Annotated in this window: 19 protein-coding genes; all 19 read right to left on the bottom strand. The window is 33.9% G+C overall.

Annotation, left to right across the window (positions count from 1 at the left end; translation table 11 throughout):
- Positions 1 to 122 precede the first annotated feature (122 nt).
- Positions 123 to 761, bottom strand: a complete 639-nt coding sequence (locus GKE48_RS07245; RefSeq protein WP_154300772.1) for an ATP-binding cassette domain-containing protein — start codon at positions 759 to 761, stop codon at positions 123 to 125.
- Between the two features lie 3 nt (positions 762 to 764).
- Entirely contained in the window at positions 765 to 1,580 is an 816-nt protein-coding gene (locus tag GKE48_RS07240; protein ID WP_173016905.1) for a hypothetical protein, read from the bottom strand.
- Positions 1,573 to 2,337: a hypothetical protein gene (locus GKE48_RS07235; protein WP_154300770.1), complete on the bottom strand. Its 765-nt coding sequence runs from the start codon at positions 2,335 to 2,337 to the stop codon at positions 1,573 to 1,575. Before GKE48_RS07235 ends, GKE48_RS07240 begins: the two co-directional genes overlap by 8 nt.
- 1 nt (position 2,338) lies before the next feature.
- Positions 2,339 to 2,887: a DUF5028 domain-containing protein gene (locus GKE48_RS07230; RefSeq protein WP_154300769.1), complete on the bottom strand. Its 549-nt coding sequence runs from the start codon at positions 2,885 to 2,887 to the stop codon at positions 2,339 to 2,341.
- Between the two features lies 1 nt (position 2,888).
- Complete coding sequence (locus tag GKE48_RS07225; protein ID WP_119220634.1) at positions 2,889 to 3,710, bottom strand: hypothetical protein; 822 nt, start codon at positions 3,708 to 3,710, stop codon at positions 2,889 to 2,891.
- Positions 3,703 to 4,476, bottom strand: a complete 774-nt coding sequence (locus tag GKE48_RS07220; RefSeq protein ID WP_022098453.1) for a hypothetical protein — start codon at positions 4,474 to 4,476, stop codon at positions 3,703 to 3,705. The genes GKE48_RS07225 and GKE48_RS07220 overlap by 8 nt, the downstream gene beginning before the upstream one ends.
- A gap of 79 nt (positions 4,477 to 4,555) precedes the next feature.
- Entirely contained in the window at positions 4,556 to 4,996 is a 441-nt protein-coding gene (locus tag GKE48_RS07215) for a hypothetical protein (protein ID WP_055214660.1), read from the bottom strand.
- Between the two features lie 143 nt (positions 4,997 to 5,139).
- Positions 5,140 to 5,904: a hypothetical protein gene (locus tag GKE48_RS07210; protein ID WP_055214658.1), complete on the bottom strand. Its 765-nt coding sequence runs from the start codon at positions 5,902 to 5,904 to the stop codon at positions 5,140 to 5,142.
- Between the two features lie 212 nt (positions 5,905 to 6,116).
- Complete coding sequence (locus tag GKE48_RS07205; protein WP_154300768.1) at positions 6,117 to 6,881, bottom strand: hypothetical protein; 765 nt, start codon at positions 6,879 to 6,881, stop codon at positions 6,117 to 6,119.
- 60 nt (positions 6,882 to 6,941) lie between these two features.
- Positions 6,942 to 7,718: a hypothetical protein gene (locus tag GKE48_RS07200; protein WP_055214653.1), complete on the bottom strand. Its 777-nt coding sequence runs from the start codon at positions 7,716 to 7,718 to the stop codon at positions 6,942 to 6,944.
- A 150-nt stretch (positions 7,719 to 7,868) separates the two neighbouring features.
- Positions 7,869 to 8,639 carry a hypothetical protein gene (locus GKE48_RS07195; RefSeq protein WP_012739110.1) on the bottom strand — a complete coding sequence of 257 codons (771 nt, stop codon included), beginning with the start codon at positions 8,637 to 8,639 and terminating at the stop codon, positions 7,869 to 7,871.
- Positions 8,640 to 8,718: 79 nt separating this feature from the next.
- Positions 8,719 to 9,150, bottom strand: a complete 432-nt coding sequence (locus tag GKE48_RS07190; RefSeq protein ID WP_012739109.1) for a hypothetical protein — start codon at positions 9,148 to 9,150, stop codon at positions 8,719 to 8,721.
- 153 nt (positions 9,151 to 9,303) lie between these two features.
- Positions 9,304 to 10,056 carry a hypothetical protein gene (locus tag GKE48_RS07185; protein ID WP_012739108.1) on the bottom strand — a complete coding sequence of 251 codons (753 nt, stop codon included), beginning with the start codon at positions 10,054 to 10,056 and terminating at the stop codon, positions 9,304 to 9,306.
- A gap of 119 nt (positions 10,057 to 10,175) precedes the next feature.
- A complete protein-coding gene (locus GKE48_RS07180) occupies positions 10,176 to 11,423 on the bottom strand; it encodes a sensor histidine kinase (protein WP_154300767.1) in 1,248 nt (415 codons plus the stop codon).
- Between the two features lie 9 nt (positions 11,424 to 11,432).
- Positions 11,433 to 12,143: a LytR/AlgR family response regulator transcription factor gene (locus GKE48_RS07175; protein ID WP_154300766.1), complete on the bottom strand. Its 711-nt coding sequence runs from the start codon at positions 12,141 to 12,143 to the stop codon at positions 11,433 to 11,435.
- Positions 12,124 to 13,182 carry a sensor histidine kinase gene (locus GKE48_RS07170; RefSeq protein ID WP_154300765.1) on the bottom strand — a complete coding sequence of 353 codons (1,059 nt, stop codon included), beginning with the start codon at positions 13,180 to 13,182 and terminating at the stop codon, positions 12,124 to 12,126. The genes GKE48_RS07175 and GKE48_RS07170 overlap by 20 nt, the downstream gene beginning before the upstream one ends.
- The gene (locus GKE48_RS07165; RefSeq protein WP_154300764.1) at positions 13,179 to 13,844 is read right to left on the bottom strand and encodes a response regulator transcription factor; all 666 of its coding nucleotides are present in this window, start codon (positions 13,842 to 13,844) and stop codon (positions 13,179 to 13,181) included. The genes GKE48_RS07170 and GKE48_RS07165 overlap by 4 nt, the downstream gene beginning before the upstream one ends.
- Positions 13,845 to 13,965: 121 nt before the next feature.
- Entirely contained in the window at positions 13,966 to 14,781 is an 816-nt protein-coding gene (locus tag GKE48_RS07160; protein ID WP_173016904.1) for a TPM domain-containing protein, read from the bottom strand.
- Positions 14,774 to 16,438 carry a primosomal protein N' gene (locus GKE48_RS07155; RefSeq protein ID WP_154300762.1) on the bottom strand — a complete coding sequence of 555 codons (1,665 nt, stop codon included), beginning with the start codon at positions 16,436 to 16,438 and terminating at the stop codon, positions 14,774 to 14,776. The genes GKE48_RS07160 and GKE48_RS07155 overlap by 8 nt, the downstream gene beginning before the upstream one ends.
- Positions 16,439 to 16,691: the final 253 nt, after the last annotated feature.

Genomic DNA, 16,691 nt, shown 5'->3' with positions numbered 1-16,691 from the left:
TAATTAATTCCTTTCATATAGATTAATTATGTTTTACCACTTAACTAATCCGGTGTCGTTTGTTCAATATTACGGAACATTACATTTTTGTAACATTACTCCGGTACTATGTAATGATACTACTAACAGGTTTTATTGATAATTCTGCCATCTGATATCTCTATAATCTCATCAGATAACTGGTCAAGTTCTTCTTTATCATGGCATGCAATAATTATTACCGCTCCTCTTTTCTTCTGTTCTTCTAATATATCATGAACCTTCTCAACACTGACATCATCAAGTGCATTAATCGGCTCGTCAAGAATAATAATATCAGGATTTTCCATAACTGCTGCCGCAATTCCTAACTTCTGCTTCATTCCCAGAGAATACTTTCTGTAAGTTCTCTTATCATCAGGGTCAAGTCCGATATCTTCAAGTGCCTTTCTTATCTGTTCATCACCAATTCTGTTCTGAATAGATGCCAGCACCTTAAGATTCTTAAACCCTGTATAATTACCTATAAATGAAGGATTCTCAATTAACACGCCTATACTTTCCGGAAAAGATATATCTTTTCCAAGTATCTTTCCATCAATATCAATTATTCCTGAATCCGGAGTAATAAGCCCGCATATTGCACGCATAAGCATAGTCTTTCCCGAACCATTCTTTCCTCTTAATCCATATACCTTTCCACCTGTGAATTCCAGATTGATATCCCTTAATATTGGTGCTTTCTTTATTGTCTTATTAACATCTGTTATTTTAATATACATTTTTTAATCCTCCCTCACAAGAATATCTTTTTTATTAAATCCAATCATTCCGGCCACATACACAACAATATACACGACAAGGCATACTGCGACCGACTGCCATACCTGTATTCTCTGTGCATTATACACACTGCTTCTTACCACCATAGAATTATTTCCTATCATCAGCGGATTGTTTATAAATACTGACATAACATTCCATGCCATAACTGCGAGCATGCCAATCATCGGATTCGTAAACATGGAGATTGTCATCTGAACCAGTGCTGTTACCAAAGAAACAACAACCGGCATTACAAGCATATACACTATAATCCACACGTTTGCCGCATTATCCGGAACAGATTTATTACTAATCTTTTCAAAAAGCTCATAATTAATCTTCATACTCAGGTTTCCATTGCATAATCCATATACAAATGCTGTTGCATACTGAATTGCATATACAGAAAGTACAGTCAGGCAGTTCCACAGACATTTACTGTTCCACCACAATCTTCTGCTTCTGCATTTCATAAGAAAATCAATCCCTACGCCTTCACAATCATCATTGCAATAACTGTATATCATGAATGGCACAAGAAACTGAATCAGCATCCACACAAAAGGAAATACAATCTTTCCCTCCTTAATAATAAGAACAGGATCATAACCGCCCTGAATAAAGAATATCGTATCCATCATTCCGAATTCATGATTTCCTAATATTATCAGCACTCCGGCAAGCATAAGAACAACAATTAAATATCTGAATCTGTCAGCATAGAACCCTCTTGCAATATCATGCCATATAACGCCTCTTATACTTTTGTTACTCATCTTCTTTTTTATATTCATAATACTCACGCTTTCTTTGAAGAATAAGACCTGCAATAATCAGAACAGCCATAATTAAAGCAGCTATGCCAAGCTTTCTGGCGCACTCTCCGTAACTATACCATGCAGCCCCGAATATAATCATTTTATGATAGGTAAGCGGTATAAATATATCTACTCCTGCAAATATAATAACAGCCACACCTGATATAACATCTGACGAAAATATTATTTCAAATATAATTCCTATAAAACATGTTATCGCAATCATCAAAGCCATTAATATCCAGTAAGCAAACATTACCTGTATGCTTGTCACCTGACCTGCCGGCAATACATCCATATTCATTAATTTATAACTTGAATAACTGTTCCAGTTAAAAAACACATCAAACTTAGTTGCTGCATATGCAATTGCAGCCAGTTCATATATTAACGACAGCACTGCCGAATACACTATCGTACAGATACTCTGCCACAGATATATTCCTGCCCTCGAACTGTATTTCAGAATTATCATTGGATCTCTGTCGCATTTCATCATTCTCTGATTGCAGACAGCTGCTATAATCATCATCAGTGGAAACACATAATTCTGTGACATACAGGTCAATACATCTAATACACACGGTGTTCCCGACGCATTTCTTTGTAAAGACCTTAAGAAAATTGTAAGCAGAACTTCCTGGGAAATAACTGCTCCTGCAAGCCAGAACAGCATTTCTGTATTAACATATCTTCTTCTCAATTCATTCCACATATTATTTACCCATTCTCACATACTTACCCGGAGTTACTGAGAAATACAACTGCCATTCTTCTTTGTTCAGCTTATCAGCATTTATGCTGTGAGGAAATGATATGCTGTGGATAAGGAAAGGTATATCTACAGTAATGCTCGTCCCCTGCTCAAACTTAGAAAAATTGACATCTTTGTTAATTTCTCTTATATAATCATTAGATATTCCCTGTGAAAAAGCTCCCGATGCCAGTCTGATATCTGCATAAGGAAATCCTTTCATCTCTCCCGTTATATCTAAAGTACATTCAGCAACCATCACATATAAATCATCCTGCTCATCACTTATGTCTTTTCTTTTATCAATTCCATACTCATTCAAAAAATCTTCAATTGACATAACCTTATAACTGCTGACAGATGCCGAATATCCATTCAATTCAACCGATTCATTAAGCTCATATTCAGTTACACTTCCCTGTGGATACATCTTATTGACTTTAACTATATAGAACGCTGCCACTCCCGCCAATATACATACTAACGCTATTATTAATATTTTCTTCTTCATATCAGATTGCATCCTTTCTTCTGCTTCGTACAAAATACGATACTGTTATCAGCACTATTAACATCACCATATCAATTATCATAAATTTCAGTTCAGAATAACGCAGTTTGGATGCTGTCAGATATTCCATAGGGCCATCTCTTCCAATAGATGAACAAACAATATAATAAAAGAAATACATCATGAATGGTGTAAGTGCGACCATAAACCTGTTATTTACAAGGTCTGCAAATATGTATGCAATACAGTTAATAAGTCCAAATCCCACAAATGCAAATAAAAATACTATAACAGCCATTGCAAACGGTGCTTTAAAAAATAAATCTCCAAAAACTGACAGTTTTGAGAAATTAAACTGTGAGCTGACCGATTCTGGCTTAAAAGCTGGCAAAATCATAGCTGTCACAACAAATGATATAACAAGCGGAAAGCTTGCCACAAAACCACCTACTATAAACTGGGCAAAAAGCTTCGCTTTGTAATACTTCTTTTTATCAATTCTTGTAAATATATTATTAACATAATGCTTCTTCACATCCATCAATATACTTATAGAATATGGCAATGCTGTCAGCAGCGGCATAATAAAGTAATAAAGAAATACATAAGACCCCGGTCTTACTCCCATCCACTTCATATATAGTCCCGGAAGCTGTATACCGCTGTATTTTCCCATCTCAAGCAGTTTATCTAATGTTTTTCTTGCAGGAATAATCTCGTTCCATATATTAAATCCAACAATAACTAATCCTATTACTACAGATATTATAAGCATCTTATTCTTAAATGCTCTTTCCATTTCTATTTTAATTAATTTATTCATTTTCTCCTCCCGGTTCATGTATGATTGCTAATGGTCCTATATATGGTGATGTCCTATCATGAAAACTCAAAGCAATTGTGTCATTTTCAACCTCTTCGTCTGTAAATATACAATATAATATTAATTTTTTTGTTTCACCTTTTTCAAAACTGAAATATGTTTTTCCCATTTGATTGGCTTCTGCATCAGAGCCAACCGTTCCTGCATTTTTAATAGGCGGATGTGTTCCATCATCTTTTAAACTTTCTATATACCAAACAGTCTGAAAAATATTATCATATACACCAGATGTTTCGTTATCATCAACATCCTTAGTTATTTCTAATTCTACTGCTGCATAGTAATAATCTGATATAAAGTTATTATTACTATCCATGCTAGCCTTCTTATTTTCTAATCCATAATCAATCCTATTTATATCAAAGTCACACTGTCTCGATACTTTACAATCATTAACTCTTACATGAAATATGTTATAAGTACTTCTATCATTTTCATCATATTTACCAGATGTCAAAATATGCAATTTTACATCGAACTCTTCTCCATATCCAGCAATTTCTATTCCTTCATATGGTTTACTTTCTGTAGAATCATTTTTAACATTTACTGTAGTCTTCTCTGTCTCTTCCTGACTTGTTGCAAGTGTCGGCATTTCTTTTGTCAGCTTATCAAGCGTACCATTCTTAACCCCTATTAGAATTGACAATAATAATACTGCTATAACTGCTATACTTATTACTGCACTTTTTATTTTCTTCTTCATATTTCTCCCTTTCAAGTAAGAGATTGTATACCGTTATCTGATATACAATCTCTTTTCTAGCAGATAATTATATCAGATTCTATACACTGTCTGGACTCCATAAAAAACCAACTGAATATTCAGCCCCTGTATTACTTTCACACTTTATTGCTGCTCCATCATATCCATTTTCTTTGACATAGTTATACATCCATATCTCATCTCCTGGAAATACATCATAATCAATCAGATCAAAATCTTCATAGTAATTATGAGAATCATTACCATCTGAGCCAACAAGTGTTGCATTAAATGAATAATCATTTGATGAATAAACACCTTTTATGTATCCACAAGATGTATCTTGTTTGTCTCTTCCTCTGGTATAATCCAGATACTCCCCCGCAGATTCATCAAATGACATATGGGCATACTCATCTTTGCAATTATTAGCCCACACTACACCTCCACCAATTGACATTACCATTGCTCCTGCTGCGACCACTGTCATCAGCTTTCCTGTTAGTTTCTTTAAATCCATAAAGAAATCCTCCTTAGATTTTAATCAGATACATAAGTACCTGTCTGCTTCAATGTATCTTTTATATTTATCAATTTCAATAGCCCATGCACAAGCGGTCGTTTTTTTGCACAAGTGGTAACTATTTCATAAAAACGCTCTATCTAATTTGCCTCTGGTTCATGTATGATTGCTAATGTTCCTTTGCATGGTGACCCCTCAATATAAAAATCTATTGCTAATGTTTCATTCTCAAATTCTTCATCTGTTATAAGATAGTATAATGTTATTGTTTTAGTTTCACCCTTTTCAAGATGAACATTTCCATGAGTATTGTCTGAACTTGTCCCAACATTTTCATAATTTTCAATTTTATTATATGTACCATCTTCATTCAGTTTTACAGAATGCCATAATGTATGGAATTCATTATCATTATCTAATATTATATCATTATCATTAATATCCTTAGTAACCTCTAACTCTATCATTGCATAGTAATAATCTGATATAAAATTATAATCTGCATCAATACTATCTTTCTTATCGTCTAGTCCAAATCTTATTCTATTTACATCAAAATTACATTCTCTGGAAATATTAACGGTTCTAACAGATATATAAAATACATTATATGTTTTCCGATTATTTTCATCATATTTATATCTTATATCATCATCCCTCAATTCAAACTGCTGACCTATATACGCCACATCTCTTTTACTTAAGTTTTCTTCTCTTGCAGAATCATTACCTGTATTGTTTTGATTTTCATTTTGTATATCTGTCTGTTCATGTTTTGTTTCAAGTGTTGGCATTTCTTTTGTCAGCTTATCTATTGTTCCATTCTTAACACCTATTAGAATTGACAATAATAATACTGCTATAACAACTATGCTTATTACTGCACTTTTTATTCTTTTTTTCATGATATTTCCTTTTCAAAGTAAGAGATTGTATATCCATTACCTGATATACAACCTCTTTTCTAGCAGATAATTATATCAGAGCCTATAATTTAATTAGATACATAAATACCTGTCTGCTTCAATGTATCTTTTATATTTATTAATTTCAATAGCATATGCACAAGCGGTCGTTTTTTGACACAAGTGGTAACTATTTCATAAAAATGCCCTATCTAATTTGTCTCTGGTTCATGTATGATTGCTAATGGTCCTATAAATGGTGAATTTCTTAGATGAAAATTCAATGCAATTATGTCATTCTCAACTTCTTCATCTGTAAATATACAATATAATATTAAATTTTTTGTTTCTCCTTTTTCAAAACTAAAATTTGTTTTTCCAATTTTATTGGCTTCTGCATCTGAACCAACCGTTCCTGCATTTTTAATAGGTTCAAATGTTCCATCGTCATTCAAACTTTCTATAAACCATGAAGTCTGGAAAACATTATAATAATCATCCACATCATTATCATTAATATCTTTAGTTAATTCCAATTCGATAGCTACATAGAAATAATCTGATATAAAATTATTATTATCATCCATGCTGTCTTTCTTATTTGCCAAACCATAATCAATCCTATTTATATCAAAATCACACTGTCTTGATATTCTACAATCTTTAACTCTTACATGGTATACATTATATGTAGTCCTATCGTTTTCATTGTACTTACGATCTACAGATATTTCTCTCCTTATTTCAAACTCTTCCCCATATCCAGCGACTTCTATTCCTTGATAAGGTTTACTTTCTGTAGAATCATTTTTTACATTTTCTGTTGACTTTTCTGTCTCTTCCTGTTTTGTTGCAAGTGTCGGCATTTCTTTTGTCAGCTTATCTAGTGTACCATTCTTAACACCTATTAGAATTGCCAATAACAATACCGCAATAACAACTATACTTATTACTGCACTTTTTATTTTCTTCTTCATATCTTCTCCCTATTAGAATGCTCCTTAAATTTTAATCAAATGCATGAGTACTTAACTTATTTAATTTGCTTCTGGTTCATGTATGATTGCTAAAGTTCCTCTATCTGGAGACCCGTAAATATGAAAATCTATTGCTAATGTTTCATTTTTAAATTCTTCATCAGTTATTAAAAAATATAATGTTATTGTTTTAGTTTCTCCTTTTTCAAAATATACATTTCCATGTTTATCTGGTACATCTGAACCAACAGCTCCACTATTACTGATACGCTGTAATGTTCCATTACTATCTACCTTTCCTATATACCACATTGTCTGGAACATACTTATTTCTCCATCAGGCGGTACATCATGATCATTAATATCTTTGTTAACATTTAATTTCACAGTTACATAATAATAGTCTGATATGAAATTATTATTATCATCCATGCTGTCTTTTTTATTTGTCAAACCATAATCAATCCTTTTTATATCAAAATCACATTCTCTTGATATATCTACTGACTTTACGGTTACATTGAAAACATTATATGTATCTCTATTATTTTCATCATATCCATACCTTATATCCCAATCTATTAATTCAAACTCCTGTCCTATATTTACTATATCTCTTTTTCTAGAATTTCTTACCCTAGCAGAGTTGCTACTGCTTTCATTTTTTTCAGACTCGTTTTCTGCTGACTTCTCCGTTTCTGTCTGACTTGTTGCAAGTGTCGGCATTTCTTTCGTCAACTTATCTAGCGTACCATTCTTAACCCCTATTAGAATTGCCAATAATAATACTGCTATAACTGCTATACTTATTACTGCACTTTTTATTTTCTTGTTCATATCTTCTCCTTATACTAGAAAGACTGTACATTGAATTTCATCAACATACAGTCTTAATGTAATTCCCTATTCACTTCTTTTCAAGAACATATGCACAAGCGGTCGTTTTTTGACACAAGTGGTAATTATTTACTAAAAAGATTAACTGATTTAATTTTCTTCTGGTTCATGTACGATTGCTAATGTTCCTTTGCATGGTGACCCATAATAATGAAAATCTATTGCTAATGTTTCATTCTCAAATTCTTCATCTGTTATAAGATAGTATAATGTTATTGTTTTAGTTTCACCCTTTTCAAAATGTACATTTCCATGAGTATTGTCTGAACTTGACCCTACATTTTCATAATCCTTAATTTTATTATATGTACCGTCCTTATTAACCTTAACACTAGTCCATAATGTTTGTAAATTATTATAATCATCTGCAAACATTTCATTGTCATTAATATCCTTGGTTACTTCCAATTCAACCGTCATATAATAGTAATCCGATATAAAATTATCATTATTATCCATACTATCTCTTTTTGTACTCAATCCGAAATCAATTCTATTAATATCAAAGTCGCATTGTCTAGAAATATTGACGCTCTTAACAGTTATATAAAATACATTATAAGTTTCTCGATTATTCTCATCATATGTATATTTTACGTCATTATTTCTTAATTCAAACTGCTGACCAACATTTGCTATATCTCTTCTGCTAGAATTTCTTATTCTCACAGAGTTACTGCTTTCATTTTTTTGAGACTCATTTTCTGCTGACTTCTTTGTCTCTTCCTGTTTTGTTTCAAGTGTCGGCATTTCTTTTGTCAGCTTATCTAGCGTACCATTCTTAACCCCTATTAGAATTGACAATAATAATACTGCTATAACTGCTATACTTATTACTGCACTCTTTATTTTTTTCTTCATATCTGCTCCCTTTTAGAAAAAAGATTGTATATATATTATGATATACAATCTTCTTTCTAATAAATAATTTAATTAAACTTTAGACACTATCTGGACTCCATAAAAATCCAACTGAGTAATCATCCCCTGTATTACTCTCACACTTTACTGCAGCATAATTATATCCATTTTCTTTGACATAGTTATACATCCATATCTCATCTCCTGGATTAACATCATAATCAATCAATTCAAAATCTTCACAATATCCCGTTTCATCCACCCCAACAAGTGTTGCATTAAAAGAATATCCGTTCGATGATTCTATACCTTTGATATATCCACATGATGTATCTTCTTTCAATCTACTAGACGTATAATCCAGATACTCCCCCGCAGATTCATCAAATGACATATGGGCATACTCATCTTTGCAATTATTAGCCCACACTACACCACCACCAATTGACATTACCATTGCTCCTGCTGCAACTATTGTTGTCAGCTTTCCTGTTAGTTTCTTTAAATCCATAAAGAAATCCTCCTTAGATTTTAATCAGATACATAAGTACCTGTCTGCTTCAATGTATCTTTTATATTTATCAATTTCAATAGCCCATGCACAAGCGGTCGTTTTTTTGCACAAGTGGTAATTATCTTGTTTTAAAAAACTTATTTAATTTGCTTATGGTTCATGTACGATTGCTAATGGACCTATAAATGGTGAATTTTTAAGGCTAAAACTTATAACAAGTTTATCATTTTCGACTTCTTCATCCGACAATATATAATATAATGTTAATGTTCTTGTTTCTCCTTTTTCAAAGCTAAAATTTGTTTTTCCAATTTGATTAGTTTCCGCATCAGAGCCAACACATGCACTAGTTTTAAATGACTGTGTTGTTCCATCGCTATTCAATTTTAATATAGACCAAGTCGTCTGAAAAACATTCATATAATCCATCACATCATTATCATCAATATCCTTTGTTATCTCCAATTCTACTGTTGCATAATAAAAATCTGATATAAAATTATTGTTTTCATCCAAACTTTTTTTCTTATTATCCAATCCAAAATCCAACCTGTTAATATCAAAATCACACTGTCTCGATATCTTGCAATCATTAACTTTTACATGATATATATTATATGTAGTTCTATCATTTTCGTCGTACTTACGGCCATCTATTTTTCTACGTATTACAAACTCTTCTCCATATTCAGCAACCTCGATTCCATCATAAGGTTTACTTTCTGTAGAATTATTTCTCGCATTTACCGTTGCCTTTTCTGTCTCTGCCTGATTTGTTGCAAGTGTCGGCATTTCTTTTGTCAGCTTATCTAGTGTACCATTCTTAACACCAATTAGAATTGCCAATAATAATACTGCTATAACAACTATACTTATTACTGCACTCTTTATTTTCTTCTTCATATCTTCTCCTTATACTAAAAAGACTGTACATCCATCAATGTACAGTCTTAATGTAATTCCCTATTCACTTGTTTTCAATAGCATATGCACAAGCGGTCGTTTTTTGACACAAGTGGTAATTATTCTTTATCTTTCTTAACATATTTGGTTGAAAGGAATATATGACATGTTACTTTTCCATCCTTTTCCTCATACCTGATTTCCCCATTATATTTGGCAACAATATCCCTTATGCTCTTCGTACCAATTCCATGATTATTCTTATCAAGCTTAGTAGTCAGGAACGGATTCTTTCTGTTAAGAAATGTTTCTTTAACAGGATTCTCCACATCCATGAATATTCCACCTCTGCTTGTTATCTCAACATTGACATACGGATCACTGCATTTTGCTGCTGCCTCAATGGCATTATCAATTATATTTCCGACAAGAATACACATATCTATATCATCAATCAGTCCAACCTGACCAAGTACCATACATGTAAATGCTATATTCTGCTTTTCACATTTATCATTCTTATCATTAAGAATATAGTTGAGCGTTCTATTATCACAGTATTTTCTATAAGCATATGAATTGATTTTCTCACTCATAATATTCTTTAAGAAATCTTCCGCCTTATCATAATTGTTGTCATCCATATAACCAATTGCAGAACTCAGGCACTGCTTAAGGTCGTGTCTTAACTTTCTGCTCTCTTCATACATTTTCTGGACACGTTCAACCTCAAACTGTTCATTTGCATATTCCATTCTTTTATTAATCTCCTCAGTCCTGTTAAAAAAGTCCTGCATCCAATGTCCGATTATTTCAAATGTTAAAACTGTCACAATTAATATTCCAGCGGTTTCTACACCATAGTTATATGTATCATATATGCCTGTTCCAAAGAATAATCCCGCCAACACTGAACTTACACATATCTGTATGAACATCATTTCCAGATTATCCAATTCCCTGTATTTTATAATTATTGCAGACAGATAGACTACAAACATATATAATTCCACAATCAGATATATAATACATATTGCTATTATATCAGCCTGATTAGCAGATAATATGGCTATTCCGATACAATTTATCAGTGATATTTCCAGTATTACCTTAATTGTTATCTGTTCTATATACTGTACAATCAGAATGGCAATGATAATCATTAGTTCCATTATCACCCATGGATTAATTCCATAATATGTCATTATATAGACTGCTGCCCCTGCACCCACTAACAGAACCATCTTAATCACATGTATTATATTATCTCCCGTCAGCTTCCTTATCTTGTCCATAATAAATATTACACCTGTATTCATTACACACAGGAATACACATGTAAGCACTATATTAATTATATCCATCATACCTGTTTCCTACCTGTTATTATCAAACATGAATTTTCTGTATTCTTCTATGACATCTTTCTTCCTGCGCCTGCTTATAGGAACGCGCTCGTTATTATACATCACAAATACATCGTTATCTTCATCAATGCTCTTAATATATTTCATGTTAATAAGCACACCCTTGCTTGACTGCACAAATCCATATTTTTCAAGTTCTGCAACATGCTTACTATATGAATCTGCCAATAATATTTCTCCTTTAAGACTTTTGACGCATATCTTCCTTTTCTGCGTTGCAATTGAAACAACCCTGTCAACATAGAATTTCTCTCCACCCAGTTCTATTACCTGCCTCATCTTTATCAGTTTATCAACTATCTTTACCATCATTCTTGTAAATTCACGGTCAAATCTGTCTTTAACTATATACCCAAGCGGTCTGAATCTGAATGCTTCATAAACCAGATTCTCATGAGATGTAACAAATATTATAATTGCGTCATTATTCATTAATACTATCTGTTCCGCAATATCAAATCCATTCTCATCGCCCAGTTCAAGGTCAAGAAATACCATATCATAAGCATTATCTGAATAATTATTAATAATTGTCTGACCGTCATTGTAGATATCCACCTGACAATCTTCTCCCTGAAAATACTGCTTAAATACATCTTTTATAGTCGTCCGTTCCTTCTCACAGAACTCTCTGTTGTCATCACATACTGCCACTTTCATTGCTGTCTGTTATCTCCTTATAGAAATCATTCTTATAAAATGTAATCTTCACCCGTGTATATTCGCCCTTTACCGACTCAATGGTTATGGCATGTCCTAACTTGTCACACAGCTTCTTTACAATATAAAGTCCCATTCCTGTTGCCTTGGAGAACTCTCTTCCATTCTCCCCTGTAAATGATTTGTCAAAAACTCTCGGCAAATCAGACGCATTTATACCAATTCCATTATCCAGTATTTCAAGAACAACACATTTTTTATCCTCTGCTGCCGACATCTTTATATACGACTCTGCCTTTGTTTTATCCTTGTACTTTATGCTGTTATTCACTATCTGGTTAAGCATGAATTCCATCCACTTTGCATCTGTAAGAACAATCCTGTCTGCATTGCTCACTTCAAATGTGATATCATTTTCAAGCAGATCATCCTTATTCTTTAATGCTACATTACTTATAATCTTAGACAGTCTGGCATCGTTAATTATATAGTCTTTTTCTGCATTTTCGCTTCTCACATAATAAAGAATCTGCTCAATATAGTTATTGATTCTGCGAATCTGCGTATTCATCCTGTCCGCAAATTCTTTATCACATTTATCCATGTTATTATGAAGCATGAGTGTAAGTGAGGCTATCGGAAGCTTTATCTCATGAATCCACATTTCAACATACTCTTTGAACTGCTCCATTCCCTGCCTGTATCGTTTAACATTCTCCGTCATTGACCTGTCTATGTCACTCACAGAATCATAGAAAATCTGACCTTCATAGAAAGCCGGTCTGACAAGTGTCTCTGTAATAAGATATTTTTCTTCAAGTGCAGCTATGTTTGCCTCCAGTTCGTCATAGAACTTCTTTCTGTGGTAATAATCTGCCAGCACAACTGCAATATAGCATATTATCATTATACATATTTCTGCGATTATCAACTGTACAGACACCTTGAATGCCGCCATCATAAGTACGCTTATGATAAGCATTGCCACAAATATGCACACTGAATACAGTCTGTCTTTAATATATTTTCCTGACTTCATACGAGAATATATCCCTGTCCCTTTCTTGTCTCAATAACATCTTCCAGACCAATATCTTTAAATCTGCCTCTTAATCTGCTTATATTCACAGTCAGCGCATTGTCATTAAGATACTCCTCATTGTTCCACAGCTCAGTCATAAGCTCATCTCTTGAAACTATATGCTCCCTGTGTGATAACAGATACATGAATATTGTCATTTCATTTTTAGTAAGAGTTATCTCTTCATCCTTATACTTAATTACACCCTTGTGTGGCAGTATTTCCATTCCACGGTAAGTTGTTGTATTATCTGACTTCGCACCAAGCCTCTTAAATACTGCATTAATCCTTAACAGAAGTATTGTCGGATTATACGGCTTGGTTATATAATCGTCTGCCCCATAACTCATGGAAAGCACCTCGTCAGCCTCGGAATCCCTGCTTGTAACCATAATTACCGGCACATCTGATTTACTCCTTAACTGCTGTAAAAGCATTTCCCCATTCATATACGGAATATTGATATCAAGCAGAACAAGATCCGGCTCTGCAGCAATAATACTGTCACATGCATTTTTAAAATCAGTCAGTACAACCGCTTCATACCCTGAATTTTCCAGCAGTTCCTTAAGCTCCCTGCTTATATCTTTATCATCTTCAACAATCAGAATTCTGTTCATTATAAGTTCCTCACTGCATTTTGATATAAATGTATTGTAAACTGTTTCACTAAAAAAAGACAGAGAAAACTCAAAAAGGTTTCTCTGTCTTGATTTACACTGTTCCTAAACGCCCACCGTATTAGAAGCTGTGGCCGCCGCCGCTTCCTCCACCGCCGCCGGATGAGCCGCCTCCGCCTCCTCCGCCTGACGAACCGCCAGAACTTGATTCTCGTGGAGAATATGTTTTTGTCTGATGTGTAAATACAACATTACAATTATTAAATGCCCTGTACTCAAACAATCCATTCATAAGGCTCTTTGTTGATGCCTTCCTCTTTGAGGAGTACACACGCACAATTATATAATTAATGACAACTGCAATAACAACCGCAAGCAATGCATTACTTATATATTTCATTGGCTGTGCAATCTTTCTTCCCTGAAGCAGCGTATATTCCTGCTCATACACCTTCATCGCACATATATAATAGTCTGCATCAGATGCATAAGTATACACATTGTCAGTAATTGTTTCTGCATATGCCTTATTAATTGTCCTGTTAATAGCACCATTACTATGTATCCATATATTTCTGTTATCCATATCAATAACAAATATCGTTCCGCTCTCAGAACCATATTTTTCTCTGTACAGAGACTTAATATAACTCTCTGTCGAAGTGCTGTTATAGCTTATAGAGTTAAACATAACATTACCATAAGTGGTAATTAATTTCATCTTCTCAAGGAGCATGCTCTTCTCAGCAACTGATAAAAGAAATGCATCATCAACAATCACTGCTTCATAGCCTGTATCCTGATTAACATAACAGAAATCCTGATTAGCATAATCTTCAACCTCATAGCCTGTATCAGCGTATACTCTGCCTCCTGCCAATGCGATAATTAGAACTGCTACAAGAAAGGTCAGTAAAAATGTTATTTTTCTACGCATTATCATTACCTCCCTTGTAATTATCAAACTGTGGCAGTCTTCTTGTTGCAAGCACATTGTAATACTTAATAAGCTCAACAAGTGTAAACATCAGCGAAGCAAGCACAAATATAACTGCACCATAATAAAAAAGGTCAGATACCGGATTAATAAGCAGAATCAGTGTTGAAACAGCCAATGCTACAAGTGCACCTACACTTCCCGGCACATTTTTTCCTCCTGATACTTCTTTATATGTCTTGCAATTACCAAGCGTAATAATAACGCCTATAGCAAAACATGCCGCACTGACGAAAAAAGAGGAACCCACTGAAAATACTGCACTAAATATAGAAAAAGCAAACATAAAATTAGGAATTCCAACCAAGCATATTGCAAATATAACAACAACCTTCAACAATGGTGCCATTTTATTTTTTTCTTTCTTACTTACTCTGTTAATCCTTGCATTATTTCTGCCATCAGCCATCTGTTTTGCCAGATTATCATTATCTGTTCCGGCTTTATATCTGCGGCTGGAAAGCTTTGATTCTTCCCATGAGCCTCTATCATCAAGCTTCTGGTCCCGTCTCTTTATTTTTCCCAGTTCAAACACATACAATATAATTGTAATCAGTGCTATTACAGCTGCAACATTAAGTGTTACCTTCGGTCTTAATGTGAAGAACATATTGAGTAATATAAATATCGGAACAGCCAGAAGTGCTGACCCAGCAAAATATCTGCCAATAGAAACCGGTAAATCTGCCGATACTTTTCCAGTCTGACCATTGACCGTTGCATATGCAACTCTGTCCCTGTTCCTATACGACAGAAACCACACTGGATACAATGTCCTGTCAACAGACTCGATTACCGCATTACATTTTGATTTAATAGTACTTTCTGTTTCATGAAGTGATACCCCTCCGAGCGGGATATTATTGGATACATAATCATATGTCTCTTCACCAGCCATATCAATTGCATCATTCATATAAACATCACACCCTACATCTGCCGTATCAGCATAAAATCCGCTAAGAAATGCCGGCGTAAATCCCGCCATATTCTTAACATCATACGGTGCAATCGCCTCACTTATATTATCATCAAATGAAGATGACGCATCAAACGATATTCCCTTATACTGACAGTCCATATCACCGTTAATATCAAAATGGTCCGTATAAATGTAATCTCCCCGTCTTTTGCTTTTCTCTCCTCTTAATACAACAGGACCTTTCTGTGATACATGATAAGCCCAGTATGGCATATAGATTCCCCTGAAACCATCAATATATTTTTCATCTTTTAATTCCTTAGGTGCAAACCATGCACGCTTCATCATCTTCTTATATTGATTCTTACAATCCTGCTTGGTTTTGCTGAACGGAATAATATATCCCGGACGGAGTTCTTTGGAAATTCTGCTTTCCAGAACTGTAGATGCTCCACAGAAGCTGCAGAAATCAGCAATCGTATTATCTGTACTCATAATTTCACCGCCACACTGCGGACACTTGAATACCGTAACATCATACTCCTTATTTTCTTCAGCCGAATTTCCTTCTCCAAGCTTATATGGATTATAATGTGTATTACAATGCTCACATAACATCGACTGTGACGATATATCGAAAATTAACCGTCCGCCACAATTAGGACACTGATACATTCATTCTCTCCCCTCATATGTAATAACTTAATTCAAAGTTATGCTAATTGTAGCACCCATTATTACTCTTTTCAAACCCACATTTAGTATGAAAACGCACAAAAAAAGCAGGTCATGCGACCTGCCTGTATACATTATATTTCATATTGCTCTTTCAAAACTGCACATTAAAATTCTTTCATCCGATTACTCTTAAGAATAACTCTCTTTGTTCTATCCAAACCGTCTTAACCTTTTCTCTTGGTTAAGCCCT

This window comes from Lachnospira eligens (assembly GCF_009680455.1).
Classification (GTDB): domain Bacteria; phylum Bacillota; class Clostridia; order Lachnospirales; family Lachnospiraceae; genus Lachnospira; species Lachnospira eligens_A.
This window is presented reverse-complemented; position numbering and strand designations above follow the sequence as displayed.

What these genes read in the sequence shown, in the direction of transcription:
- GKE48_RS07245 (WP_154300772.1), bottom strand. Translation starts at nt 761, where the DNA reads ATGTATATTAAAATAACAGATGTTAATAAGACAATAAAGAAAGCACCA.
- GKE48_RS07240 (WP_173016905.1), bottom strand. Translation starts at nt 1,580, where the DNA reads ATGAGTAACAAAAGTATAAGAGGCGTTATATGGCATGATATTGCAAGA.
- GKE48_RS07235 (WP_154300770.1), bottom strand. Translation starts at nt 2,337, where the DNA reads ATGTGGAATGAATTGAGAAGAAGATATGTTAATACAGAAATGCTGTTC.
- GKE48_RS07230 (WP_154300769.1), bottom strand. Translation starts at nt 2,887, where the DNA reads ATGAAGAAGAAAATATTAATAATAGCGTTAGTATGTATATTGGCGGGA.
- GKE48_RS07225 (WP_119220634.1), bottom strand. Translation starts at nt 3,710, where the DNA reads ATGAATAAATTAATTAAAATAGAAATGGAAAGAGCATTTAAGAATAAG.
- GKE48_RS07220 (WP_022098453.1), bottom strand. Translation starts at nt 4,476, where the DNA reads ATGAAGAAGAAAATAAAAAGTGCAGTAATAAGTATAGCAGTTATAGCA.
- GKE48_RS07215 (WP_055214660.1), bottom strand. Translation starts at nt 4,996, where the DNA reads ATGGATTTAAAGAAACTAACAGGAAAGCTGATGACAGTGGTCGCAGCA.
- GKE48_RS07210 (WP_055214658.1), bottom strand. Translation starts at nt 5,904, where the DNA reads ATGAAAAAAAGAATAAAAAGTGCAGTAATAAGCATAGTTGTTATAGCA.
- GKE48_RS07205 (WP_154300768.1), bottom strand. Translation starts at nt 6,881, where the DNA reads ATGAAGAAGAAAATAAAAAGTGCAGTAATAAGTATAGTTGTTATTGCG.
- GKE48_RS07200 (WP_055214653.1), bottom strand. Translation starts at nt 7,718, where the DNA reads ATGAACAAGAAAATAAAAAGTGCAGTAATAAGTATAGCAGTTATAGCA.
- GKE48_RS07195 (WP_012739110.1), bottom strand. Translation starts at nt 8,639, where the DNA reads ATGAAGAAAAAAATAAAGAGTGCAGTAATAAGTATAGCAGTTATAGCA.
- GKE48_RS07190 (WP_012739109.1), bottom strand. Translation starts at nt 9,150, where the DNA reads ATGGATTTAAAGAAACTAACAGGAAAGCTGACAACAATAGTTGCAGCA.
- GKE48_RS07185 (WP_012739108.1), bottom strand. Translation starts at nt 10,056, where the DNA reads ATGAAGAAGAAAATAAAGAGTGCAGTAATAAGTATAGTTGTTATAGCA.
- GKE48_RS07180 (WP_154300767.1), bottom strand. Translation starts at nt 11,423, where the DNA reads ATGATGGATATAATTAATATAGTGCTTACATGTGTATTCCTGTGTGTA.
- GKE48_RS07175 (WP_154300766.1), bottom strand. Translation starts at nt 12,143, where the DNA reads ATGAAAGTGGCAGTATGTGATGACAACAGAGAGTTCTGTGAGAAGGAA.
- GKE48_RS07170 (WP_154300765.1), bottom strand. Translation starts at nt 13,182, where the DNA reads ATGAAGTCAGGAAAATATATTAAAGACAGACTGTATTCAGTGTGCATA.
- GKE48_RS07165 (WP_154300764.1), bottom strand. Translation starts at nt 13,844, where the DNA reads ATGAACAGAATTCTGATTGTTGAAGATGATAAAGATATAAGCAGGGAG.
- GKE48_RS07160 (WP_173016904.1), bottom strand. Translation starts at nt 14,781, where the DNA reads ATGCGTAGAAAAATAACATTTTTACTGACCTTTCTTGTAGCAGTTCTA.
- GKE48_RS07155 (WP_154300762.1), bottom strand. Translation starts at nt 16,438, where the DNA reads ATGTATCAGTGTCCTAATTGTGGCGGACGGTTAATTTTCGATATATCG.